The 24,058-nt window shown below is 58.8% G+C and carries 15 protein-coding genes; 9 read left to right on the plus strand and 6 right to left on the minus strand.

The window, feature by feature from the left end; genetic code table 11:
• Positions 1-97 precede the first annotated feature (97 nt).
• On the minus strand, positions 98-1,153 hold the full coding sequence (locus PPUTUW4_RS12860; protein ID WP_015095035.1) for a tetratricopeptide repeat protein: 1,056 nt from the start codon (positions 1,151-1,153) through the stop codon (positions 98-100).
• Between the two features lie 385 nt (positions 1,154-1,538).
• Here PPUTUW4_RS12860 and PPUTUW4_RS12865 point away from each other — a divergent pair, with 385 nt between their 5' ends.
• From PPUTUW4_RS12865 to PPUTUW4_RS12880, 5 genes are all read left to right on the plus strand, one after another.
• A complete protein-coding gene (locus PPUTUW4_RS12865) occupies positions 1,539-4,847 on the plus strand; it encodes a hypothetical protein (protein ID WP_041474858.1) in 3,309 nt (1,102 codons plus the stop codon).
• A gap of 133 nt (positions 4,848-4,980) precedes the next feature.
• Positions 4,981-5,673, plus strand: a complete 693-nt coding sequence (locus tag PPUTUW4_RS29215; protein WP_144443092.1) for a hypothetical protein — start codon at positions 4,981-4,983, stop codon at positions 5,671-5,673.
• Between the two features lie 85 nt (positions 5,674-5,758).
• The gene (locus PPUTUW4_RS12870) at positions 5,759-7,894 is read left to right on the plus strand and encodes an FUSC family protein (RefSeq protein WP_015095038.1); all 2,136 of its coding nucleotides are present in this window, start codon (positions 5,759-5,761) and stop codon (positions 7,892-7,894) included.
• Entirely contained in the window at positions 7,884-8,084 is a 201-nt protein-coding gene (locus tag PPUTUW4_RS12875; protein WP_015095039.1) for a DUF1656 domain-containing protein, read from the plus strand. Before PPUTUW4_RS12870 ends, PPUTUW4_RS12875 begins: the two co-directional genes overlap by 11 nt.
• 4 nt (positions 8,085-8,088) lie before the next feature.
• On the plus strand, positions 8,089-9,051 hold the full coding sequence (locus tag PPUTUW4_RS12880) for an HlyD family secretion protein (protein ID WP_015095040.1): 963 nt from the start codon (positions 8,089-8,091) through the stop codon (positions 9,049-9,051).
• 427 nt (positions 9,052-9,478) lie between these two features.
• On the opposite strand, the gene PPUTUW4_RS12885 is transcribed toward PPUTUW4_RS12880, so the two are convergent.
• From PPUTUW4_RS12885 to PPUTUW4_RS12900, 4 genes are all read right to left on the minus strand, one after another.
• A complete protein-coding gene (locus tag PPUTUW4_RS12885) occupies positions 9,479-10,900 on the minus strand; it encodes a TolC family protein (RefSeq protein ID WP_041474859.1) in 1,422 nt (473 codons plus the stop codon).
• The gene (locus tag PPUTUW4_RS12890; RefSeq protein WP_015095042.1) at positions 10,900-14,079 is read right to left on the minus strand and encodes an efflux RND transporter permease subunit; all 3,180 of its coding nucleotides are present in this window, start codon (positions 14,077-14,079) and stop codon (positions 10,900-10,902) included. Before PPUTUW4_RS12890 ends, PPUTUW4_RS12885 begins: the two co-directional genes overlap by 1 nt.
• Positions 14,080-14,091: 12 nt before the next feature.
• Entirely contained in the window at positions 14,092-15,345 is a 1,254-nt protein-coding gene (gene mexE, locus PPUTUW4_RS12895) for a multidrug efflux RND transporter periplasmic adaptor subunit MexE (RefSeq protein ID WP_015095043.1), read from the minus strand.
• A gap of 308 nt (positions 15,346-15,653) precedes the next feature.
• The gene (locus PPUTUW4_RS12900; protein WP_015095044.1) at positions 15,654-16,571 is read right to left on the minus strand and encodes a LysR family transcriptional regulator; all 918 of its coding nucleotides are present in this window, start codon (positions 16,569-16,571) and stop codon (positions 15,654-15,656) included.
• 269 nt (positions 16,572-16,840) lie between these two features.
• Between PPUTUW4_RS12900 and PPUTUW4_RS12905 the strand changes: the two genes are divergently transcribed.
• The 4 genes from PPUTUW4_RS12905 (at position 16,841) to pgm (ending at position 23,125) form a co-directional block, all read left to right on the plus strand.
• Positions 16,841-17,863, plus strand: a complete 1,023-nt coding sequence (locus tag PPUTUW4_RS12905) for a zinc-dependent alcohol dehydrogenase family protein (protein ID WP_015095045.1) — start codon at positions 16,841-16,843, stop codon at positions 17,861-17,863.
• A gap of 571 nt (positions 17,864-18,434) precedes the next feature.
• Positions 18,435-19,925: a hypothetical protein gene (locus tag PPUTUW4_RS12910; RefSeq protein ID WP_015095046.1), complete on the plus strand. Its 1,491-nt coding sequence runs from the start codon at positions 18,435-18,437 to the stop codon at positions 19,923-19,925.
• 40 nt (positions 19,926-19,965) lie between these two features.
• A complete protein-coding gene (locus PPUTUW4_RS12915) occupies positions 19,966-21,366 on the plus strand; it encodes a PLP-dependent aminotransferase family protein (protein ID WP_015095047.1) in 1,401 nt (466 codons plus the stop codon).
• Positions 21,367-21,478: 112 nt separating this feature from the next.
• Positions 21,479-23,125 carry a phosphoglucomutase (alpha-D-glucose-1,6-bisphosphate-dependent) gene (pgm, locus tag PPUTUW4_RS12920; protein WP_015095048.1) on the plus strand — a complete coding sequence of 549 codons (1,647 nt, stop codon included), beginning with the start codon at positions 21,479-21,481 and terminating at the stop codon, positions 23,123-23,125.
• Between the two features lie 173 nt (positions 23,126-23,298).
• Here the strand turns inward: pgm and PPUTUW4_RS12925 are convergent, their stop codons facing one another.
• Positions 23,299-23,994: a pirin family protein gene (locus tag PPUTUW4_RS12925; protein WP_015095049.1), complete on the minus strand. Its 696-nt coding sequence runs from the start codon at positions 23,992-23,994 to the stop codon at positions 23,299-23,301.
• Between the last annotated feature and the right edge of the window lie 64 nt (positions 23,995-24,058).

Here is a 24,058-nt window from a genome sequence, read left to right on the forward strand (position 1 = left end):
ACGAGCGTTCAACCTTTTTTAACGCAAAAAGATCGCAGCCTGCGGCAGCTCCTACACCTACCCTGCAGGAGCTGCCGAAGGCTGCAATCTTTTGCTTTCAGAGCCCCTGCTGCAACGACGGATCATCAGGGTTCATTTGTTCGAGCTGTGCCGTCAGGATCTGCACGTTTTGCAGCTGCCCGCTTTCCTTCCAGTAGTTGATCAGCAACACCCGTGCCTTGCGATCGTTCGGATGGCGTTGAACGATTTCCTGCAACTGTATCTGCGCCGCTTCGAGTTCCTGCTCACCGCGCAACGTGGTCGCAAGGTCGTAGCGGTAATCCCGGTTATCGGGTTCAAGCTCAACGGCCTTGGACAGGCCGAGCAGGGCGAATTCGCTTTGGTCGTGATGCAGTAGCCAGAGCCCCAGGGCGTGTTGCAGATAGGCCGAGTTGGGCTGTGCCTGCAGTTGCCTGGCCAATAGTTGCCGGGCGGCGTCGTTCTGGCCCTGTTTGTCCAGCACTTCGATTTGCAGCACCAGCGCTGGCAGGTTGTCCGGCGCCAGGCGCAGGGTGTTGTCCAGCGCCTGTTGCGCTTGCTTGAGTTCGGCGTTGTGCAGGTGCAGCCGGGCCAGTTGATATTGGTTTTCGGCGCTTTGCGGTTCGCTCTTGAGCACGAGCTCCCAGGCATCGATGGCTTGCTCCAGCGGCCCGAAATACAAGCCGAGTTCGTCCGGGGACAACCCCAGCAGCGCATTGATTGCCGCCAGCCGCACGCTCTGTTCGCTGTCGTCGAGCAATGGCCCCAGCAAAAGACTGCGCTGGCCGTTCGGTACCAGGGCGCTGATGCTCCTGATCGCGGCGATACGCACTTCGGGCGACTCGTTCTGCAAGTCGGCATCCGCCAGCTTCAGGGCCACCGAGCTTGGATAATTGGGCAGCTCGGCATGTAGCCAGACACGGCGCTTGGGGGACAGGTCCGGACGCTTCAACTGCTGATAGAGCACCCGCGCGGCACCGGGTTGACCGCCCCGGGCCGCTGCCAGCGCTTCGCTGTAACCGTGCTTGATGGCTTCGGGAACCACTGGGGTGGTATCGCGCAGGGAAAACCATGCAAGACCGATGACGAGCAGGGCGAAGAGGCTGATAAACAGATAGCGGCGGGACTGGGGCATGCAAAAATCCGGGAGATGAGGCATCAGCAAAAGAGTGTCAGCTTCGATCAGTCTGGGAAGGGAGTCAAACCTGTGTGGCTCTGAGATGCCGTCGCCATCTTCCTGGTGGGCGGTTCAGTAGCGTTTTTTACAAGTTGTTTACCGTGACAGTGCTTAAGCTCGCGACGACTGAGTCAACTGAAACGGAAAATCCCGAGTGCCTCTCCCTCCTAGCGTCACAAGCATCATTCATGCGCCATCCACAACCTCTTTAACCTGCGATCAAATGAATAGAACGTTGGTTTCCGACGAGGTCCGGCATACCGAGAACACGCCCCTGGTTCTGCACAAGTCCGGTCGTGCACCTGCAAGGTCCACGGGCGCTAGTGTCGATAGTTCACCCCCAATGCTCGCACGCAACGCCTTCGAAGATCGCTTCACCAGTCAGGATGATCTCGAACAGCAGTGGTCAGAACTCAAGGCGCAATTGCAGACGGCGTCTCTTACCGAGCAAGAAATGCTAGCTGTTCTGAGAAGCGGTATTTTGCAAACGAACACTGGCAAAGCCATTGCCGATCTATTTGCAGACGCAATGTTTCGTTCGATCCGACAATTGGGATCGACGAACGACGATCGTTTGAAAACAATAGTTGATGTGGTTTGTCATTTGCCGCCCGGCCAATGGCAGGCGGCGCTGGGTGAAAACATCAGGTTTACGAGTGGACAAAACACCGAGCGGGTGATTGGCTTTATCCAGTCTCAGCTGGATCGTTTAACAGCGCTGGTGAATGAACGAATCGCAAACAACGAGTTGCTTACAGACTCTCAGTGGGCGGCTCTCAAGCAAATTACACAGCAAGCCCGGACCTATATTCGTCGTTCAGGTGAAAGCGTGCTCAAAAGCGCCCTGATGATGCTTGAAGACGCGTGCGTTGTTCGGCCTTCTCCCAAGGACGCGCATCAGCAGTTGGTCAAGTTCCTTGATGAACTGCGCAAGCCGCTACAAAGCGAGCGAGTGCGGTGGCCGGACCGCTTTGCGATAGAGGTAGAGGCGATCTGCAATCAGCTTAAACCTGCTGAAGAGTATAAACAGACTTGGCAGGAGTGGCTGATCGACCCTCGCTGGCTGGAAAGCCCGCTCGAGCGACCGATTTCATTTTCAACGCCGATGAACTCATCGGAACCCGCGCAAGATGCAAAGCCAACCACCGAGAAGTCCACGCCTCTGCTATCGACCTTGCAGGCATTCGAGCGCAACGCCGACTTTTACTTGAACGTCAGCACAAAAGGTTCGAGCATTCCCGAGGGTTTTGCTGCCAGGCTTTTGTGGGTCTGCAATGTGCTGGATTCGTTCGGGGCGTTGAGATTGGACAGCAGGCATATTGCAATCGGTCGACCGGCTTCGACACAAGACGACCAGACGAGCAGGGGGGCAACCGAAGATCTGCCGGCATCCTCGGCTGATTTGTCGGGACATCAACCCGATGCCGCCTCCCATTCGTTCGAACAGTTTGCCGCACAGTTGGACGGCGTTTTAACCCGGGCCATCAACAGCATTACGCCCTGGAACAGCGCTTATGCCGAAGATCTGGATGTGGTTAAAGTTCTGCTGAATGAACAAGTCTACAGCCCGACAACCGAAGCTCTGCCCTCCGATTCATTCTGGTCCCGTATGCCCGACATGGACGCACTGGGAGAGCAACTGGGCAATTGGCTGAGTGCAATGAGTGGGCGTTTGCTCAGCACGGGCGTCGCGGTCCTGAGCCGAACGGGAGACTTGATAGAGCGCAATTCGCATGTTCCCGCGGGAGTCTTTGTTGCCTACATGGCGATCAGCAACTTTTACATCAGTTGGTTTCTGCCTGCCAATGACGAAACTGCCGAAGCAAGACAATCGAACTCAAAACCTGACTTTGAACCTGATGAAGCATTCGTTGTTCATGAAAATACAATAGAGGGCATCACTGAGCTCCTTGATGAACAGCCAGACTTTGCAGCCAGGGTTCTACAGCGTATCAGCGAATCCGACTATCTTGATCCGGGCGACGATCCACAGCTGATAGAAGATATCGAGGCGCTTTTAAAACAGACCGTCCAGGGTAGTGCCGATGTAACTTACCAGGATTATCTCGAAGAAATTATCCAGTTGGCGGCTGCCGATGCTCACGAAGAGTTCGAGGAGTTCGAGGAATATTCAGGAGGAGGTTCAACCACGGAGCATGCTTCAGCTCAGGTGGAAACTGATGACATCCATGGTGGCGTGCGCAGGAAACGAAGCCTGGGCGGTAACATGCAAACAAATGAAAAAGGCGTATCCGCACATGCTTCTGCTCGTTGGCTAATTGAGGCGGGACAACACTCATTAAACGCTCACGCAACAGGTCGCCCGGACGAGGAAATAGCTCCTGGTATGACGATTGGTCAGGCAGCTGACAGATTCATCAATACGCTTGAAGGCCTGCAAAAGGTTTCCGATCCTTCAGTTTTTATACGGACAGTCATCGAGGAAACCATTGCTGGTTCGAATCTGCCGAAGGACATAAAGTCAACGCTGAATTATAAAACCAAATTCACAGTTTGGTTTCGAGGGTTGCCAGAGAAGCACACGCCTGGAGAGCATATTAGGAAAAGATATAATCTGGCACAATTATTTACGGGGCAACATAAAAAAGAAGCGAACGGCAAATCAATTACCATATCGTGGCCTGATCGTTACACGTCGCAGTTTATTGCGCAAGTTGACGAGATGGATCTTCTGGAATTGTATAACGAGCACGCGCAGGGAATACTTTCACAGCCAGATGTTTTTGATTTTTGGAGGGTTGGCAAGCAAAAAGAACTGGAACGCGCCCTGAAAGTATTCCTGCAGGAAGGTAAGGGCACGGCGCAAAACAAGAATATTGCAAAGAAGTTTCTTGATGGCAAGATCAAGGCGCAAACGATCTCGATTCGTGATGGTGGTCTCAGTACTCCTCACAAAGTGAGTAACGCCGTTTATTTGCAAGACTGGAGTAATTCAGGGGGGTTGTTCGTTTTTTTGGGTGGGAACAGCACGGTGATCGAGCACCCTCCCGAATTGAGACAAAGAACGAAGTCAATCGAGCAGTTTCCAGAGCTGCGAGGTAATTTGTCCATGCGAATTGCTCTGAATGAACTTTTGGGGCGGGGCGAATATGACTTCAAGTACAGCCTGGGTTTTATCGATCCTGAAAAATTAGAACTGGAACCATTGGATTTTTTTAACATATTTAACCTTCCTTCATTTTTCGCAAAAAAGATAGATGGAAAGTTATCCTATGAACCTATTCTGTTTGGATGGCCAGACAGTGATGTCGAAGCGATTTATGAGGAGCTTTACAAAAGACAAGGTGATCAGGTCAAGGCTGCCATAGACACGTTGACCTCAACCTTCGCCGAGCGCATGACAGATGCCATTTTGGCATTGGTGTCCGATGCACTTGCCATGCTGTCGATGTGCACCGCATTTATTCCTGGCCCTGGTGCTCTAGCAGCGGGAATGTCGATGTTGTTAGGCTTTGGCTCGGTAGGGGCAACTTATGTACGAGGTGAACTGGAGGACGATCCGGGCCTGGCAGCGCAACACAAGGCCAATGCGTTACGTGGAGCCATTTTCGAACTTGTCGGGCCATTTATAGGGAAAGTGGCTGGTAAAGCTATTCCCAAGTCTTCATACAAAAAATTGGCAATGAAGTAATCGAGCGGATGGCTTCGTCAGGGCGTGTGTCAGATGATGTAGCTAAATATTTATCGGAAAAAAAGCCAAAAAATCCCATTCTGGAAGCAGTAAAAAAATACCTAGATGGGTCGCTCCTGTGGAGAAGGATATCTTGGAGATACTTTCAAAGGTTGACTGGAAGTTTATAAATCATCGAACTGCAAACAAGTTTATGCGATTGAATCGTGGACCGAAGGTTGCGCAAAAATTAATGGATAGAACAGGGGTGACGTATTTTGGTGGGCCATCAAAGGGTTATGTGTATAGGGGGGTCGTCATGCGAGGGGATATGCGTCCGCCAAGCGAAATTTTTGAGGAGGGCTTCAAGTTGCGCAAGGAATATACGGATATAAAGCAGATTAATGGAATGCAGGGTGGTTTTGGCGGAGATGCAAACGCACTTGGTCTGGACGGGAAGGGAATATCAACCTCTGCTTATTACAGTGGTGGTAGACTGGGGGCGGCTTATTATGGGGGCAAAAGAGGAGGATATACGTATGTCGTTGATGGTCGAGATATAGAAGGTTTTCATATGTATTATAATAAAGAGCTGGCAACTAATCCTGGTTCAAAACTTAGGAAAAAGGCCTACGAAATCAACTACCCAAATGACATTCCGCCGGAAAAAATACTAGGCGCTTATGACGCTAACAAGATCTTCTACCCCAACCCAACAGCCATCGGCAGAAGTGTTGCACTAAGCACTCCTAAACATGGTTCAAATGTTAAACTTCCGATGCAGAAAGCAGCAACTAATAGTACAGGCATTGCTTTCCCTCTGAGCGGCGAGCGGGCCAACCAGTAAACCTGAATATCGCCTCGGCAGGGATTCCTGTCGAGGCGCCGCACAAATGACTACGCTTGCTGGAGACAGTCCGACAGGCTTTCCCATGCAAGCGCTGCTGCAATACTTCAAAGCCATGCTCAACCCCGGCCCCGGGGTGTTGCTGTTTGCCTTGCGAACCATCGCGGCCGGTTTGTTGACCCTGTACCTGGCGTTTTTGTTCGATCTGGACCAACCCAAGTGGTCGATCATGGCTGTGGTCATCATCAGCCAGCCACTGGGGGGCATGGTGCTGGCCCGCAGTTTTGGCCAGGTGATCGGCACCACGTTGGGCGCGGCCGTGGCGGTGTTGATCATGGCGATCTTTCCCCAGGCTCCGCTGCCGTTCATCACCACCCTGGCATTGTGGCTGGCGTTGTGCACCGCCGGTGGCACCTTGTTGCGCTATACCAGTTCCCAGGCGTTTGTCCTCAGCGGCTACACCGCCGTGGTGGTTGCCTTGCTGGCGGTGCCGGATCAGGACGGCATGTTTCTGCTGGCGGTGACCCGCGTCACCGAGACCTTGCTGGCGGTGGCCTGTGTGTGTCTGGTCAGCCTGCTGACCGCCAGGCCTGAAGCCGTGGCCCGTGACTACTTCGCCAGGATCGACAAGATCATCCGGTTGCTGGCCACCCATGCCAGCGCCGTCATCCGCACCGAAGAGAGCGAAGCCGATTTCCAGCAGCGACAAATGCAGCTGTTGGGCCAGATCAGCGGTCTGGAGGGCGTGCGCCGGCACATGTACTTCGATGCGCCGCGGTTGCGCAGTGCCAACGGCCTGGTGCAACTACTGGGCAACCAACTGGTGTTGTTGACCGCGCGGTTGACCGCCCTGCGCCACCAGCGGCTGCTGTTGACCGAGCGTTGGGAGGGCGAGTTGCCCGAGGAAATTCAACGTTTGCGGGCCGAAGAACTGGCGTTTCTCGATGAGCTGGCGCGGGAAGGGCGTTCGCTTTCCAGTGACAAGCGCCATCACTTCACGTCGTTGCAACAACGCTTTGATGAGCTGGCCTACAGGGCCGAACAATTGACCGAGCCGCTGCCGGCCACCTTGCGCTCGCTGGCCTGGTCGCTGCGCTGGGAGCAGGCTCGCCTGCTGCAGCAGCTGGAGCAGATTCTGGAATTGAGTGACGCCATCCAGAGCGGGCGACCGGCCAGCAGCGTGTTTCGCGGGCGGGAAAATCCGCTGCATCTGGACTTCACCCTGGCGACCATGAATGCCATCCGGGCTTTTTCCGCGCTGTTGATTTGCGGCCTGATCTGGATCGAAACCGGCTGGGACGGTGCGCGAGGCGGGATGGTGCTGGTGGGCATCCTTTGCTCGCTGATGTCGACCTTTCCAAGACCGCTGCTGGCCGTGCAAAGCTACGCGAGGGGATTCGGGCTGGCACTGGTGGCCTCGGCGCTCCTGCAGTTTCTGTTCGTGCCGATGGTCAGCAATTTCGAGATGCTTGCCTTGCTGTTGGCGCCCTTGCTCTATGCCGTTGCAGTGGGGCTGGCCAGCCCGGCCACGACAGGCACCGGCATTGGTCTGGGGCTCACGACTTTTCTGCTGCTCGGTCCGTTGAACGTGGGGATCGGTCAAAACACCGCCATCCAGTGGTTCGAATTTGCCGGGGCCTATACCTGCGCGACCGTGCTGGCGTTCAGCGTCTATGCGCTGATTTTTCCGTTCAGACCGGATTTGCGCATGAGGCGGCTCTATAAAGAGAACGGCGAGCAGGTGTACGCCTTGCTGAAAACCGCGCCGACCGATGAACAGCAATTTGCTTTCGAGAGCCGCATGGTTGATCGCCTGACCATGATGCTGGGGTTGCTGCCGGCAACGCAGGAGCCACAATCCCATGAGCGGTTTCAAGTCAGCCTGGCCTGCATGGCGCTGGGGATTGCCTTGAATCAGCTCAGACAGCAGGGGCAGAACAATGCATTGTTGAGTCCGGATCTGCAAAGTCGCCTGTTTTCCACCGTCCGGGAAACGGGCAGGCTGGTCGCTGGCCGGCCCGGGGTCGAAGTGACCCGGGTACTCGATAGCCTGCACGCCCTGGGTGACGAACTGGATGCCCTGCATACCGATGTCCATGAGCGCTTGTGGTCAGTGTTCCGTATGCGCGTGGCGCTGTTGATCGTGGTGTCGTTCGTCGAGCGTTATCGCGGCTACTTTCAACCCTCCGGCATTGAAGGAGACCCTGTCCTTGCCCATTGATCTGGAAGTGGGTGGCGCCTATCTGCCCCCGATTGCCCAGGCGTTGCTGCTGGGCTTGCCGATTTTCCTGTTGCTGGACTGGGTGCTGCGCCGCCTCGGTGTGCTGCAGTTCGTCTGGCATGAGGCCTTGTTCGAAGGCGCGTTGTACGTCTGCGTTTGCGCCACGTTGATACTGGTGATGGGAGTCTGATGCCTTGAAGAACATCCTTCCCCGACTCACGACGCTGGCGGTGGTACTGCTGGCCTTGATCCTGGGCTGGTTCGCCTGGGAGCATTACACCCGTGCCCCCTGGACCCGGGATGCCCGGGTGCGTGCCGATGTGGTGACCCTGTCCGCCGATGTTTCGGGGCGAATCGTCAGCCTGGCCGTGCAGGACAACCAGCATGTGAACAAGGGCCAGGCGCTGCTGGAGATCGATCCGGCGCGTTACACCTTGGCGGTGGAGCATGCCAAGCGTGCCGTCGAGGTGTCGAAAGCCTCACTTGGGCAGGCCCAGGCGTCCATTACCGCCAGCGAGGCCTTGCTCAAGCAGCGTCAAAGCGAGGAGCAACGGCGGCGCACGCTCAAGGACCGTTCGGCGATTTCCGGCGAAGAGTGGGAAAAAGCCAACACCGATGTGTCGGTGGCCCAGGCGGATCTGCTGCGAAATCAGGCCAACCTGGTGTTGGCCCAGGCCAACGTGCAACTGGCCATCGCGGCCTTGACCCAGTCGGAGCTTGATTTGCAGCGCACCCATGTCGTCTCCCCGGTGACGGGCTATGTCACCAACCTGCTGACCCGGGAGGGCGACTACGCCTCGGCCGGGGGGCCACTGCTGGCGCTGGTGGACAGCGATTCGTTCTATGTCAGCGGTTACTTTGAAGAAACCAAGTTGCCGCGGATCGGCGAGGGCGACCGGGTCAGGATCGAGTTGATGAGTGGCGAAACCTTCGGCGGCAAAGTGCAGAGCATTGCCTTTGCCATTGCCGACCGGGAAAACCTGCCGGGCGGTCGCCTGTTGGCCAGCATCAACCCCAGTTACACCTGGGTCAAACTGGCGCAGCGGGTGCCGGTGCGGATCGAGATCGATGCCGACTATGCCGGTAAAGACAAACTCAGGGCGGGGACCACGGCCACCGTGACCGTCCAGGAAAACCAAAAATCCAAAGACCAATAATAACCGCCCTCTGTAGGAGCGAGCTTGCTCGCGATGGTCGTTAACGATACCGCGTGCTTACCGACTAAACGCCGCGCTCTTGAGTCCATCGCGAGCAAGCTCGCTCCCACAAGGGATCTGCATTGCCCTGGAAAGGTAAAAAAGGTTCCGTGAAGAACCTTTTTTTGGGCTTTCGCTGGTTTTGACTCGGACGCGGTCCCCTGTGGGAGCTGGCTTGTCGGGTCGCCGCATCGCAGCGATGGTCGTCAACGATTACGCGTGTGAACTGGATAAACGCGGCGCACTTGAGTCCATCGCCAGCAGGCTGGCTCCTACAGTTCCCCGGAAATGCGTGAAGAACCCAAAAAAAACCCCGCGACCGAATGAGACGCAGGGCAAAGGAATTGGTTGGTTGCGGCCAACCAAAGGAGCGCTTTAAACCATCGGGTTAATTGCTGGCGACCGTCTCAGGCTGCCAGCCGCCACCGAGGGCCTTGTAGATGGCGACGATGCCGCGATACAGATCGACTTCGGCCTGGGCCTGGGTGTCTTCGGCCGCCAGGCGTTCACGCTGGGCGTCCAGCAGCACGAGGAAATCGGCGGTGCCTTCGCGGTAGCGAATCTCGGCGAGATCGGCAGCGGAACGGCTGGACTCGCTCTGGCGAATCAGCGAGATCAGGCGCTGCTGGCGCTTGCCGTAGTCGCTGAACGCGTTTTCCGATTCTTCCAGGGCCAGCAACACTTGCTGCTCGTACGTTGCCAGGGCGCCTTCGGCATCGGCGTCGGCGGCGCGCAAACGGGCGCGCACGCTGCCCAGGTCAAACGCTGCCCAGGTGATGCTCGGGCCGAGCGCCCAGGCGTTGGCCGCCGAGGAGCCGATTTGCGAACCGCGCCCGGCGGTGAAACCAAGGAAGCCGCTGAGGCTGACTTGCGGGAACAGGTCGGCCTTGGCCACGCCGATCCGCGCCGTGGCTGACGCCAATTGGCGCTCGGCACTGCGAATGTCCGGGCGACGTTGCAGCAGCTCACCCGGATTCCCGATCGGCAAAGCCTTGGCAATCGCCGGCAAGTCTTTCGGGCTCAGGTCCACGGTCAGCTTGTCCGGACGCTCGCCCAGCAGCGTGGCGATACGGTTCTTCTCCCGAACCTGCTCGGCCTGCAATTGCGGCACGCTGGCTTCGACAGACGCCAGTCGCGCATCGGCACGTTCCACATCGAGTTGATCGCCGACACCGGCATCACGCAGGTTGATGGTGATCTTGCGCGACTCCTGCTGGTTCTCCAGGTTGGCCAGGGCGATCTTTTCCCGCAGTTGCGCTCCACGCAGTTGACCGTAGGCATCCACCAGTTCGGCAATCATGCTCACCTGAAGCTGGTACAGATCGGCTTCAAGCGACTGTTGCTCGGCATTCGCCGATTCCAGGTTGCGCTGGATGCGGCCGAACAGATCGATCTCCCAGGCCATGTCCAGGCCCAGGTCGTAGCGTTCGCTGTTGACCCGGTCGGTGGTCTGGCCCGGAATCTGGCCCTTGCCCAGGTCACTGCTGACACGGCTGGTGACGACCGGCAAGTTGTCGTTACTGATGTCATCGCGGATCGCCCGTGCGGCTTTCCAGCGGGCAAAAGCGACGCGCAAATCACGGTTGCCCTTGAGCGATTGTGTCACCAACTGGTTGAGGGTCGGGTCTTCGAACTGCTGCCACCAGATGCCTTCGAAACGCGAACGGTCAAAGTTCTTCTGGCCGGCGGCGCCATCGGTGGCGGCCGTGATGTTGGCCGCCTCGGTGTTGGGCGTCTGGTAATCCGGACCCACGGCACAGGCACTCAAGGCCAGGACCAGCAGGCTCGGCAGGAAGGCTTTCAAACTCATCAGTGCGACTCCAGCTTCAGGGCGACCTTGGCGGCTTTGCGCGCCTGGCCACGCTCGACAAAGTTACGAATCAATACGTAGAACACTGGCGTCAGCAACAGACCGAAGAAGGTCACCCCGAGCATCCCGGAGAACACCGCCACACCCATGGCGTGACGCATTTCGGCACCGGCACCGCTGGAGAACACCAACGGCACAACACCCATGATGAACGCGAAGGAGGTCATCAGGATCGGCCGCAGACGCAGACGGCAAGCTTCCAGTACCGCGGCCAGCGGGTTGAGGCCCTCCAGCTGTTTGTCCTTGGCGAACTCGACGATCAGAATCGCGTTCTTGCACGCCAGGCCCACCAGTACGATCAGGCCGATCTGGGTGAAGATGTTGTTGTCACCGCCGGAGGCGATCACACCGGTGATGGCCGACAGCAGGGTCATCGGTACGATCAGGATTACCGCCAGTGGCAGGCTCCAGCTTTCGTACTGGGCCGCCAGTACCAGGAACGCCAGCAGGACGCAGAGCGGGAACACGAACAACGCGGTGTTACCGGACAGGATCTGCTGGTAGGTCAGGTCGGTCCATTCGTAGGTCATGCCGTTCGGAAGTTCTTCCTTGAGCAGTTTCTCGATGGCTTTTTCGGCCTGGCCGGAGCTGTAGCCGGGAGCTGCCGCACCGTTGATTTCAGCGGTGATGAAGCCGTTGTAGTGCATCACGCGGTCGGGGCCCGAGGTGTCGCTGACCTTGATGAAGGTCGCCAGCGGGATCATCTCGCCTTTGTTGTTACGCACTTTCAATTGGCCGATCTGGTCGGATTCGAGGCGGAACTGCTGTTCGGCCTGAACGTTGACCTGATAGGTGCGCCCGAAGCGGTTGAAGTCGTTGGCATACAGCGAACCCAGGTAGATCTGCAGGGTGTCGAAGATGTCGCTGACAGCCACGCCGTGGGTCTTGGCTTTTTCCCGGTCGATGGCGGCATCGACCTGCGGCACGTTCACCGTGTAGCTGGTGAACAGGCCGGCCAGTTCCGGCACGTTGTGGCTCTTGGCGATGATGTTCATGGTTTCCTTGTACAGCTCGTCGTAGCCCAGGTTGCCCCGGTCTTCGATCTGCAGGCGGAAACCACCAATGGTGCCCAGGCCTTGCACCGGCGGCGGCGGGAAGATCGCCATGTAGGCTTCCTGGATGTTCGCGTACTGGCCGTTCAAGGCACCGGCAATCGCACCGGCGGACATGCTCGGGTCTTTGCGCTCGTCGAACGGTTTGAGGGTCACGAACACGATGCCGGCGTTCGGGCTGTTGGTGAAACCGTTGATCGACAGGCCAGGGAAGGCCACCGCGCTTTCCACGCCAGGCTGCTTCAGGGCCAGGTCGGACATGCGCTTGATCACGTCTTCGGTGCGGTCCAGGCTCGCTGCGTCCGGCAGTTGGGCGAAGGCCACCAGGTATTGCTTGTCCTGGCCGGGTACGAAACCGGTCGGGGTGCTGGAGAATCCGAAGAAGGTCAGGACCATCAGGCCGGCGTACAGCAGCAGGGCGATGCCGCTTGAACGGATCACACGGGCAACGGTGCCGACATAACCATGGCTGGCCTTTTCAAAGAAACGGTTGAACGGGCGGAACAACCAGCCGCCAAACATCTTGTCCAGCACCCTGGAGAAACGGTCTTTCGGTGCGTCGTGGCCCTTGAGCAATACCGCCGCCAGCGCCGGCGACAGGGTCAGGGAGTTGAAGGCCGAGATCACCGTGGAAATCGCAATGGTCAGGGCGAACTGCTTGTAGAACTGCCCGGTCAGCCCAGAGATGAACGCCGCCGGAACGAACACCGCACACAGTACCAGCGCCGTGGCAATGATGGGGCCGGTCACTTCACGCATGGCGCGCTTGGTGGCTTCAATCGGGGTCAATCCGAGTTCGATGTTCCGCTCGACGTTCTCCACCACCACGATGGCGTCGTCGACCACGATACCGATGGCCAATACCAGGCCGAACAGTGACAGGGCATTGAGCGAGAAGCCGAACAGGTGCATCACGGCAAAGGTACCGATCAGCGAAACCGGCACAGCCACCAATGGAATGATCGAGGCGCGCCAGGTCTGCAGGAACAGGATCACCACCAGCACCACGAGGATCAGTGCTTCGAAGAGGGTGTGAACCACCGCCTCGATCGAGCCGCGCACGAAGATCGTCGGGTCATAGACGATGCTGAAGTCCATGCCTTCAGGGAAGCCCTTCTTCAGCTCGGCCATTTTTGCCCGGACTTCGTTGGAGATCTCGATGGCGTTGGAGCCCGGGCGCTGGAAGATCGGGATCGCCACTGCCGGCTGATTGTTCAGCAGCGAACGCAGGGCGTACTGGCTGGAACCCAGCTCTACGCGAGCGATGTCCTTCAGACGGGTGATTTCACCGTTGTCGCCAGAGCGAATGATGATGTTCTCGAACTCTTCCTCACTGACCAGGCGGCCCTGAGTGTTGACCGACAGCTGGAAGCTTTGGGCATTCGGGGCAGGGGGAGCGCCCAATGCACCGGCGGCCACCTGGCGGTTCTGCTCACGAATGGCGGTGACAACGTCAGTGGCGGTCAGGTTGCGCGAAGCGGTCTTGTTCGGGTCGAGCCAGACCCGCAGCGAGTAGTCGCCCATGCCGAACAGCTGCACGTCACCGACACCGCCCAGCCGCGCCAGCTCATCCTTGATGTTGAGGATCGCGTAGTTGGACAGGTAGAGCATGTCGTAGCGTTTGTCCGGCGAGGTCAGGTGCACCACCATCGTCAGGTCGGGCGATGCCTTGTCCACGGTGATACCGATGCGCGTCACTTCCTCGGGAAGTTTCGGCTCGGTCCGGGTCACGCGGTTCTGCACCTGCACCTGCGCGTTGTCCAGGTCGGTACCCAGGGCAAAGGTGATGGTCAGGGTGATCTTGCCGTCGGCGGTCGACTGCGAGGACATGTACAGCATGTTCTCGACGCCGGTGATGGCCTGCTCCAGGGGAGCGGCCACGGTTTCACCGATGACTTTCGGGTTGGCACCGGGGAAGTTGGCGCGCACCACCACGGTCGGCGGCACGACTTCCGGGTATTCGCTGATCGGCAACTGGAACAGCGAGATCGCACCGGCGATCAGGATCAGCAGCGAAAGCACCGCTGCGAAGATCGGCCGCGAAATGAAGAATTGGGAAAAATTCATCGTAAAAATCCCTTAACCGCGTGGGGTCGTGGCAGCCAGTTTCACAACCGTGCCCGGCGCGACCTTGGCAGGCGCGACTTGGGGCAGGTTGCTGGCTTCCAGCGCTTGGCGTTGTTGTGCGAGTGCCGCGAGGGTTTGTTCGCTGGCCATCGGAATCACTTCAGGGGTGACCGGTGAGCCGGGACGTACCCGCTGCAGCCCCTTGACGATGATGGTGTCGTCCTTGTTCAGGCCACTGCGCACGATGCGCAAACCTTCGATCTTCGGACCCAGTTCCACCGCGCGGTAGGCGGTCTTGTTGTCGCCGTCCAACACGATCACGAACTTCTTGCCCAAGTCGGTACCGACCGCTTCATCGTTGATCAGCATGGCGCTGTAGGTGCCGCTGCCCACCAGTTTCAGGCGTGCATACAGGCCCGGGGTGTAGCTGCCATCGCTGTTGTCGAACACGGCGCGGCCACGGATGGTGCCGGTCTTTGGGTTGACCTGGTTGTCGACGAAGTTCATCACGCCCTGGTGCGGGTTGCCGTCTTCATTGGACAGGCCCATATACACCGGGGTGGTGGCGCCGCGTTTGCCCTGGCGAGCGAGCTCGGTGTACTTGAGGAACACACGCTCGTCCGCGTCGAAGTAGGCATAGACCTTGTCGGTGGAGACCACGCTGGTCAACGGCGTGGTGTCGGCGGTCACCAGGTTGCCGGCGGTGATTTCCGCACGGCTGACACGGCCGCTGATCGGTGCGGTGACGCGGGTGAAGCTCAGGTTGAGCTTGGCCAGGTCGAGCTGTGCCTGAAGCGCACCGACGGCGGCGCGTGCTTCCTGGGCGGCGCTGGTGCGCGAATCGGCCAGCTCGGCGGAAATGGCGTTGCTGATGCGCAGGCGTTCACCGCGCTGGGCTTCGTTTTCGCTGCGGGTGGCATTGGCGCGCGATTGTGCAACCAGGGCTTCGAGGCGGCGGACCTCGGCCTGGAACGGACGCGGGTCGATCTGGAACAGCAGGTCGCCTTTCTTGACCAGGGCGCCTTCAGTGAATGCCACTTCATCGATCTGGCCGGAAACCCGAGGACGGATTTCAACGGTTTCCGGCGCTTCCAGGCGCCCGGTGAATTCGTCCCACTCGTTGACTGGTTGTTCCAGCACCTTGGCCACGCTGACTTTGGCAGCGGGCAGGGAGGCGGCGGTTTCCGGGGCCTTGCCGCAAGCGCTGATCACCACGACGGCCAACAAAGCCAACGGGAAGCGCAAATGTTTGAATGACTGTTCCATGGATGCATCCGCCAATGTATTGAGATTGGCGAATGATGCGCGGCGGGTTTGTATCTCACGAATCGAATGGGGCGAAGGTAACTATCATCCGGAATGATATAAGGCCAAGGCTAGCCCTCTAGATTGCGCCTTTGGTTGGAGGGCTATCAATGGGCTTGATGTCAATTCTGTGTTGCCGAAAAAGCATCAATCAGTCTTGAAGCCGAGGTGCGGGCTTCGCGGGGAAGCCCGCTCCCACAAGTACAGTGTGATCCCTGTGGGAGCGGGCTTGCCCGCGAAGGGGCCGCAAGCTTTCACACAAAACAGGATCAGGACAGACTATCCGGATCCCCAAAGAACATTTGAATCCGCGACCGCAACCAGCGCTCCCCCGGATCATTATCCTGCGACCCGCGCCAGGCCATGTGCAATTCAAAGCTGCGCACCGGCAACGGCGGATCCTCCGCGCGCACACCGCCTGCGGCCGTCAGCGCGTCGGCCGTGTAGTCCGGCACGGTTGCGACGATGTCTGTACCGGCCAGCAAGGTGCTCAAGCCATTGAACTGCGGCACCGCGAGCACCACATGACGTTTGCGCCCGAGCTTTTCCAGTTCTTCATCTATAAAGCCGCTGAGGTCGCCGGCGAACGACACCAGTGCATGGGGGCGCGCGCAGTAATCATCCAGGCTCAATGGCCCCGGCACGGTGTCGGCGCGCAACAGCTTCGGTTGACTGCGGCGCAGTACCTTGCGCTTGGCGTTGGCCGGCAGGTCGGTGGTGTAGCTGACGCCGATGGAGATCTCACCGGAGGCCAGCAACCCTGGCATCAGGATGTAGTTGACCCTGCGTATCACCAGCACAATCCCCGGTGATTCGGCACGCAGGCGCTTGAGCAGCATGGGCAGCAAGGCGAATTCGACGTCGTCCGAAAGGCCGATGCGGAACACGGCGGTACTTGTGGCAGGATCGAACTCGGCCGCACGGCTGACCGCGGTGGAAATCGAATCCAGAGCCGGCGAGAGCAGGGCGAAAATCTCGATCGCCCGGGCGGACGGCTCCATGCTGCGGCCGGTACGCACAAACAACGGGTCATCGAACAACCCGCGCAGGCGCGAGAGCGCCGCACTGATGGCCGGCTGGCCGAGGAACAGTTTTTCCGCAGCACGGGTCACGCTGCGTTCGTGCATCAATGTTTCAAAAACGATCAACAGGTTCAGGTCGACACGACGCAGGTCATTACGATTCATCTGGAGTCCTGGCAGAGTCAGCAAACTTGACGTGGGCGGCCATATGAGAACAATGGCCAGCAGGAATATTAAGGGGAAAGGCTGGTACTCTGCACCGGGTAATTCAGATTTCCTGCAAAGGAGGGTTCGGTTTCTTGCGGCATTTGACAATGTCGCAGCCGCTGCGGAATCAATGACAGGCATGTCGACTATTAATACCCACTGATAGTGTTGGGTTGAAAGCCCAGCTAGAGTTCAAGGCATTAGAGGTTCATTTGGCGAGGTTTGTGATGTCCCGCACGATCCGTTTTCACAAGTTTGGTCCAGCCGAGGTGCTCAAATGCGAAGAGCATGCGGCGGCTCTGCCTGCACCGGGCGAAGTGCAGGTGCGCGTCGAGGCCATTGGCATCAGTTGGTACGACACTCTCTGGCGCCAGAACCTGGCGTCGTCCCGCGCCCATCTGCCTTCCGGCCTTGGCCAGGAAATGGCCGGTATCGTCACGGCTGTCGGTGAGGGTGTGGATGACCTGGCGATAGGTGACAAGGTCGCCAGTTTCCCGGCCCAAAGCCCGAACGACTATCCGGTCTACGGAGAACTGATTGTCCTGCCGCGCTCGTCGCTGACCCGTTACCCGGACGTACTGAGCCCGATCGAAGCCAGCGTGCATTACACGCCGCTGCTGGTCGCCTATTTTGCTTATGCCGACCTGGCACGGGTCAAACCCGGGCAATTCGCCCTGGTGACCGACGCCAGCCATTGCGCCGGTCCTTCGTTCGTACAACTGGGCAAGGCCTTGGGTGTTCGAGTGATTGCCGCAACCAAGTCGGCAGAAGAGCGTGAGTATCTTTTGTCGCTGGGCGCCGAAAAAGTCATCGTCACCGAGGAAGAAGATCTGCTGATACGGATCAACAAGATCACCGATAACCGTGGTGTGGATGTGGTCTTCGATGGTTTGGGCGGTCCTCAGATGTCGTTGCTGGGGGATGTGCTGGCGCCTCGCGGCAGCCTGGTGCTGTATGGCCTGCAAGGTGGCAACCAGACGCCATTCCCGGCCTGCGCAGCGTTCCAGAAGAACATTCAGTTCTTCGTGCACTGCATCGGCAACTTCACCGGCAAGCCGGAACTGGGCATCACCCAGGACCAGGTCGCACTGCAACGTGCCTTGCGCGACATCAACCAGCTGACCGCTGACCGCGTGCTGCTGCCGCTCAAGACTCGGGTCTTCCCGTTTGCCGAGGTGGTCGAAGCACACCGCTACATGGACGAATGCCCTTGTCGCGAGCGAGTCGCCTTGCAAGTCGAACCGGCGTAGCACTTACCCCCAAGAGCCGATGCAAAAGCCCCAAAGAGTCCGTGCCCGCACGGACTCTTTCGTTTGTGCCCCCCCCCTAAAAAAACCGTCGATCCGCAGGCCGGTCCAGCAACTGAACTGGTTTTTGCCCGTAATCTGTAGCTTCTAATCAGCCACTAAGCCCTGATAATTGAATGATTACTTTCATCTCAAGGAATGAGTCATGGCTGGGTGTCAGGCTAAAACTTTTCAATGTGCGCCCTCGGTGCACGCTTCCAATTTAGTTAGTTGTTGTGTAGTAGCCAGAAAGACAGCAACAACTTCTTTCCTTATTTCTTGTGATAAGTGTCTGTGGGACGTTGTAGGACGCTTCCTAGGACACTGTCTCCAATTGATAAAACCCTTGCCAGCCGTGCGTTACAGTCATGTCTGCAGTTTGCGCAAGCAGGGCTGTTACGATCAATTCAAATGATTGCCAGAAAACTCAAGTGCTAGCATTTGGCAATAAAGTCGACGACTCCATTTGTGCAGGCAGTCCAGCGGAATGTGTTGTCCGCGCGATATTGAACTTACGAGTACCAGGTAAATAAAGATGACCAGCATCCACGACCAAGCGATGAACTATGTCTATCAACAAGTGCTGCAGCGATTGCTGGGTTTCTTCTCCCGTGCCGAGCGCACTGCATTGCAGTTGTTGATTCAGCGTCTGGCAGTGGCGGCGGGGGGCATGGAGCGTATTGGCGATTTCAAGGTGTTGGCGGTCCAGTCCGGGGCCCGCGACAACTGCTACAGCCTGGCGCTGTTGCGTGCGGCGCAATTGACCATCGCCACGCGGGCGCCAGCGACATTTCAGTTGCGCATCGCCTCGTTGCGGTTGAACGGGACAAGCCGGGCGGCCGTGGAAAACATGCACCGGACCAACAGCGCACTGTTTGTCTATGACGATCCACGGGTCGAGGTGCTGATGGTCGATGATCGGGAAGTATTGCCGTTCGATCACCTGACGCGGATCTCCGACGCTGGTCGCGAGTCCAGCCGCCTGAACCTGCTGCTGATCGGGCATCGCCGGACGTGGCACGGCGGGTTCGATCTGTGGGATGACGGATATCTGGCCACGGGCGAATTCTACGGCCAAATCGCCCGCTGGGACGGTGGTGTCGACGCTTTGCTCGTCAGTGACACGCCGCGTCAGCAGAAACAGTTCATCGACGGCTTGAAGCGTGCCGCCACCAAGGCAGGGCTCAAGCCCTCGCCGGTGGGCGAGGCCGGCCACGCGGGGTTGTTTGCATTGCTCGATGAGCTGGGCAGCGACTGTTATCAGGCGTTCTATGCCGATGACGACCAGGCCCGATGGCGTCCTGAAGAGCGCTTTGAGACCTGCCGTCGCACCACCTGCATCGAGATTCACGACCTGCTGGTCAGCAACCTGGAGGAGCGCTGGTCATTGCTGACTGAATTTCTCGGCTTCCAGCCTGACGAACTGTCCGCGCAGATCAGCGACAACGAATTCGTCAGCGCGTCGATCTCGGCGCACGTACGTGGGTTGCAAGCGAGCTTCGTGCAGGGCCGCGATTATGAGACAGGTGTTGCGCAATACCTGCAACGCGCCCTGGTGATGATGCGCCGCAAGCGTTTGCCCGAGCGTTTGTGCGAGCAGGCCATCGAGGTGTTCGGCAACCCGGCGACACTGGGCGATCAGCGTGCCCGAGCGGCGGCCGAAGCGCAAAAGAACCTGGGCCTGAGCGAAGCACAATTGGTGTGTCTGCTTTTTGCGCCGTTTATCGAAGAAGGTGCGGGGCTTGAGCGATTCTTGCGTCAGTGCCATCCGGGCATGCTGGTGGCCATGCCCGAGTTGCACCGGGCCATGCAGGGGCAGCCGGTCGCCGAACAGATCATGCAATGGATGATTGATGTCAGCGGATTGCCCGTCAGCCTGATTGGCCGGCTTTATCGCATGGAACGGGCGCCAGGCAGCGGCGAAGGGGGGCTCGAAGCGCAGATCCAGTGCGCCGCGTTGCAAGAGGCAGCGGACGATCCTGACACTGGCAACACGTTGGTGGATGAATGGTCAGCGGGTCACTGAGGGTGAGCGGACTATCAGCCAGTGCGGTCGGCCTTCAGCCATGAAAGGTCCACGAGAAACGGATTTCGCCTATCAGGCCGTTTATCGGTATCTGGGCAGCTTGATCAATGAGTCCGAAGGGGATTCACGCATCCGCCTGCCTTCGCTGCGGCAGCTGGCAGAGCGCCTCAATGTGTCGATCTCGACCATTCAGTACGCCTATTCGCTGCTGGAGAAGGAAGGGCGCGTGTTTTCGGTGGCCAAGTCGGGTTATTACGCGTTGCCAGTGTCGTCTTTCAACCCGCAGGACAGCGGCAGCGATCTGCTCGAAGCTGTCTATGTCAATGCCAGGCGTCCGGGGATGCTGGTCCTGAGCGCCGATGAGCCGGCTTTGTTGCAGCCGCTCGACAGTCCCTTGTTGCTGCTGGAGCGAGAGATGCTGCGCCAGTATCCAAGGCAGCCGCAGTCGCCCTCGCAACCCTGCGGCGAGCTCGAGCTGCGCACCGCCCTGGCCGCACGCTACACCACCTCTCCCATGCGTTACTGGCACGCCGATGATGTCTACATCGGTGCCGACCTGCGCGGCGTCCTGGAAATCCTCATCGCCGTGCTGGGCTTGAAGGACGCCACGGTAGTGGTTGAGTCGCCGTGCGACTGGACGATCCTGCGTTTGTTTCAAGCCGCCTGTGTGCGGGTGATCGAGTGGCCTGTGCAAGCAGATGGCTGCCTGGATCCGCACCGGCTGAAAACGTTGCTGGAGACCGAGCCGGTACGACTGGTGATGCTGTCATCGGCCCTCAACATGCCCCGTGGCAGCCTGGCGCCTGAGGAAAACAGGCAGGCCATTGCCCGGCTGTTGGCCGCGCATGACAGTTGGGTGCTGGAAAACGATTGTTATGGCGAACTCGGATTCGACCCGGGTGGCCTGCGTTTTCGCGACTTGCTGGACCCTGAACGGCTGATGGTGTTTTCCGCGTTCGAGAAAATCATTGGACCGGAAGCGCCCTACGGCTACCTGCTTTCAAGGCACTTGAGCGCCGAGCTGCAACGGCACTTCCTGCTGCGTTCGTTTCGACTGTCGCCGATTCGCCAGAAAGCCATCGCCCGTTTGTACAGCAGCGGCCGCATCGATCAACACCTGCTGGTGCTGCGACGGCTACTCAAGGAGCGCAAGAGTCAAATGACCCAGTTGTTGCAGGAGCGACTGGGAGATGCCTTGCATTTAGTCGAGCCGCAAGGCGGTGCAACGATCTGGGTGCGTTCGTTGCGCCGGGTCAATGTCCGTCGTGTGTTCCAGCGCCTGCTGGCGCAACAGGTGGTCATCGCACCGGGCGAACTGTTCAGCCTCCACGGTCTGCATGGGCAGCATTTGCGCCTCAGTCATACCTTCGGCGGTGATCACAACCTGGCGGCCGCGCTGGGATTGCTGGGGGATGCGCTGCGCCTGGAATCGATCGAGTGAGTGACAAAAAAATAACAACCTCCACTGTGTGGGATCGATCCCATCGCGTTGCGGTCAAACTGCCAGTAAACTGCTGCTCACTTCCTGAACCACTCTATTCCAGAGGTTTTGCATGACACTCAGTCCTTTTGCGGGTAAACCGGCACCGGCAGAATTGTTGGTCGACATCCCGCGACTGGTCACGGCCTATTACACCGGCCAGCCTGATGCCGCCATTTCGACCCAGCGCGTTGCCTTCGGTACGTCGGGGCACCGCGGTAGCTCGTTCGACTTGAGTTTCAACGAATGGCACGTGCTGGCGATCAGCCAGGCCATTTGCCTGTATCGCGAAGCTCAAGGCATCGATGGCCCGCTGTTTGTCGGTATCGACACCCACGCGCTGTCCACGCCGGCCGGTGCCAGCGCTCTTGAAGTACTGGCGGCCAACGGCGTCACCGTGATGATTGCCGCTGGCGACGAGTACACCCCGACACCGGCCATTTCCCATGCGATTCTCTGCTACAACCGTGGTCGCACCAGCGGCCTGGCGGACGGCATCGTCATCACGCCGTCGCACAACCCGCCACAAAGCGGTGGCTACAAGTACAACCCCACCAACGGTGGTCCGGCCGATACCCACATCACCAAGTGGATCGAAGCCAAGGCCAACGAACTGCTGGCCAACAAGCTCGCAGGCGTCAAGCGCATCAGCTACGAGCAGGCACTGAAGGCCGACACCACCCATCGTCACGATTACCTCAACACCTATGTCGCCGACCTGATCAACGTGATCGACTTCGACGCCATTCGCGAAGCCAAGCTGCGCCTGGGCGTCGATCCGCTGGGTGGAGCAGGGGTGCGCTACTGGTCGGCGATTGCCGAGCATTACCGTCTGGACCTGGATGTGGTGAACAAACAGGTCGACCCGACCTTCCGCTTCATGACCGTCGACTGGGACGGCCAGATCCGTATGGACCCCTCGTCCAGCCATGCCATGCAAGGCCTGATCGGCCTGAAAGAGCGCTTCGACGTGGCGTTTGCCTGTGACCCTGACCATGACCGCCATGGCATCGTCACGCCGTCCGGCGGTTTGCTGGCACCGAACAACTACCTCGCCGTTGCCATCGATTACCTGTTCCAGAATCGTCCGCAATGGCGCGCCGATGCCGCCGTAGGCAAAACCGTGGTCAGCAGCGGCTTGATCGATCGCGTGGCCAAACGCCTGGGCCGTCGCCTGTACGAAGTGCCGGTCGGCTTCAAGTGGTTTGCCGACGGACTGTTCGATGGCTCCCTGGGCTTCGGCGGCGAAGAAAGCGCCGGTGCCTCGTTCCTGCGCAAGGATGGCGGCGTCTGGAGCACCGACAAGGACGGTTTGATTCCGGCCCTGCTGGCTGCCGAGATGACGGCCCGGACCGGTCGCGACCCGAGCCAGGCGTACCGCGCCTTGACCGATGAACTGGGTGAACCGTTCTCGGTACGGGTCGACGCCAAGGCCAACCCGGAGCAGAAGGCCCTGTTGAGCAAGCTGTCGCCGCAACAGGTCACCTCGACCCAACTGGCCGGCGAGCCGATCCAGAGCATCCTCAGCCACGCACCGGGCAACGACCAGGCCATTGGCGGTCTCAAGGTCATGACCGAAAACGGCTGGTTCGCGGCGCGTCCGTCGGGCACGGAAGACATCTACAAGATCTACGCCGAAAGCTTTGTCAGCGACGACCACCTCAAGCAACTGGTGGCCGAGGCGCAAACGCTGGTGGATGGTGCCATTTCCGCGAAATAAACACTCAACCCTGTGGGAGCGGGCTTGCTCGCGAAAGCGGTATCAGCTTCAACATCAATGCTGACTGAAACACCGCCTTCGCGAGCAAGCCCGCTCCCACAAAGGATTCGCTGCAACAATAAAAAAGGGGCGACCAACACGGTCGCCCCTTTTTTGCGATTGCCCTCAGCAGGTCACGCCAGGTCCACCAACACAATCTCACTGTCCTCAATGGCCGTCACCCGCAGCACCTGCTCATCGGCCACCGCGACACCGTCTCGAGCTTCTGCACGCAAGCCATTGACTTCAATAACCCCGGTGGCGGGGACCAGGTAAGCACGACGACCACTGTCCAACAGGTATTCAGCCGTTTCACCGGCCTTCAGATTGGCAGCCACCAGCCGGGCATCAGCGCGGATGCGCAGGCTCTGCTCGTCGCCTTCCTTGCCGCTGGCCAGGGTGACAAAACCTTCGCGATCGCCTTTCGGGAACGGCTTGGCGCCCCAGGACGGTGCCAGGCCGGTCTCATTCGGGATGATCCAGATCTGGAAAATCCGGGTCGGCGTCGCTTCCAGGTTGTACTCGCTGTGGGCGATCCCGGTACCGGCGCTCATGACCTGGACGTCTCCCGCTTCGGTCCGCCCCTTGTTGCCCAGGTTGTCCTGGTGGGTAATGGCGCCCTCACGGACATAGGTGATGATTTCCATGTCCCGGTGCGGGTGCTGCGGGAAACCGGTGCCGGGAGCGATCACGTCGTCATTCCAGACCCGCAGGTTGCCCCAGTTCATGCGCTTGGGATCGTAGTATTCGGCGAACGAAAAATGGTGATGCGCATCCAACCAGCCGTGGTGAGCGCCGCCAAGCGTTTTGAAAGGTCTGAGTTCAAGCATGATCGTCTCCAGAAAAGGTTCGTCATGGGGGCAAGCGCCTGAGCCACGATGCGATACCGGTGGT

Source organism: Pseudomonas sp. UW4 (assembly GCF_000316175.1).
Taxonomy (GTDB): Bacteria; Pseudomonadota; Gammaproteobacteria; order Pseudomonadales; family Pseudomonadaceae; genus Aquipseudomonas; species Aquipseudomonas laurylsulfatiphila.

Coding starts and splice junctions, on each gene's coding strand:
- PPUTUW4_RS12860 (WP_015095035.1), bottom strand. CDS start 1,153: ATGCCCCAGTCCCGCCGCTATCTGTTTATCAGCCTCTTCGCCCTGCTC.
- PPUTUW4_RS12865 (WP_041474858.1), top strand. CDS start 1,539: ATGCTCGCACGCAACGCCTTCGAAGATCGCTTCACCAGTCAGGATGAT.
- PPUTUW4_RS12870 (WP_015095038.1), top strand. CDS start 5,759: ATGCAAGCGCTGCTGCAATACTTCAAAGCCATGCTCAACCCCGGCCCC.
- PPUTUW4_RS12885 (WP_041474859.1), bottom strand. CDS start 10,900: ATGAGTTTGAAAGCCTTCCTGCCGAGCCTGCTGGTCCTGGCCTTGAGT.
- PPUTUW4_RS12890 (WP_015095042.1), bottom strand. CDS start 14,079: ATGAATTTTTCCCAATTCTTCATTTCGCGGCCGATCTTCGCAGCGGTG.
- mexE (WP_015095043.1), bottom strand. CDS start 15,345: ATGGAACAGTCATTCAAACATTTGCGCTTCCCGTTGGCTTTGTTGGCC.
- PPUTUW4_RS12900 (WP_015095044.1), bottom strand. CDS start 16,571: ATGAATCGTAATGACCTGCGTCGTGTCGACCTGAACCTGTTGATCGTT.
- PPUTUW4_RS12905 (WP_015095045.1), top strand. CDS start 16,841: ATGTCCCGCACGATCCGTTTTCACAAGTTTGGTCCAGCCGAGGTGCTC.
- PPUTUW4_RS12910 (WP_015095046.1), top strand. CDS start 18,435: ATGACCAGCATCCACGACCAAGCGATGAACTATGTCTATCAACAAGTG.
- PPUTUW4_RS12915 (WP_015095047.1), top strand. CDS start 19,966: ATGAAAGGTCCACGAGAAACGGATTTCGCCTATCAGGCCGTTTATCGG.
- pgm (WP_015095048.1), top strand. CDS start 21,479: ATGACACTCAGTCCTTTTGCGGGTAAACCGGCACCGGCAGAATTGTTG.
- PPUTUW4_RS12925 (WP_015095049.1), bottom strand. CDS start 23,994: ATGCTTGAACTCAGACCTTTCAAAACGCTTGGCGGCGCTCACCACGGC.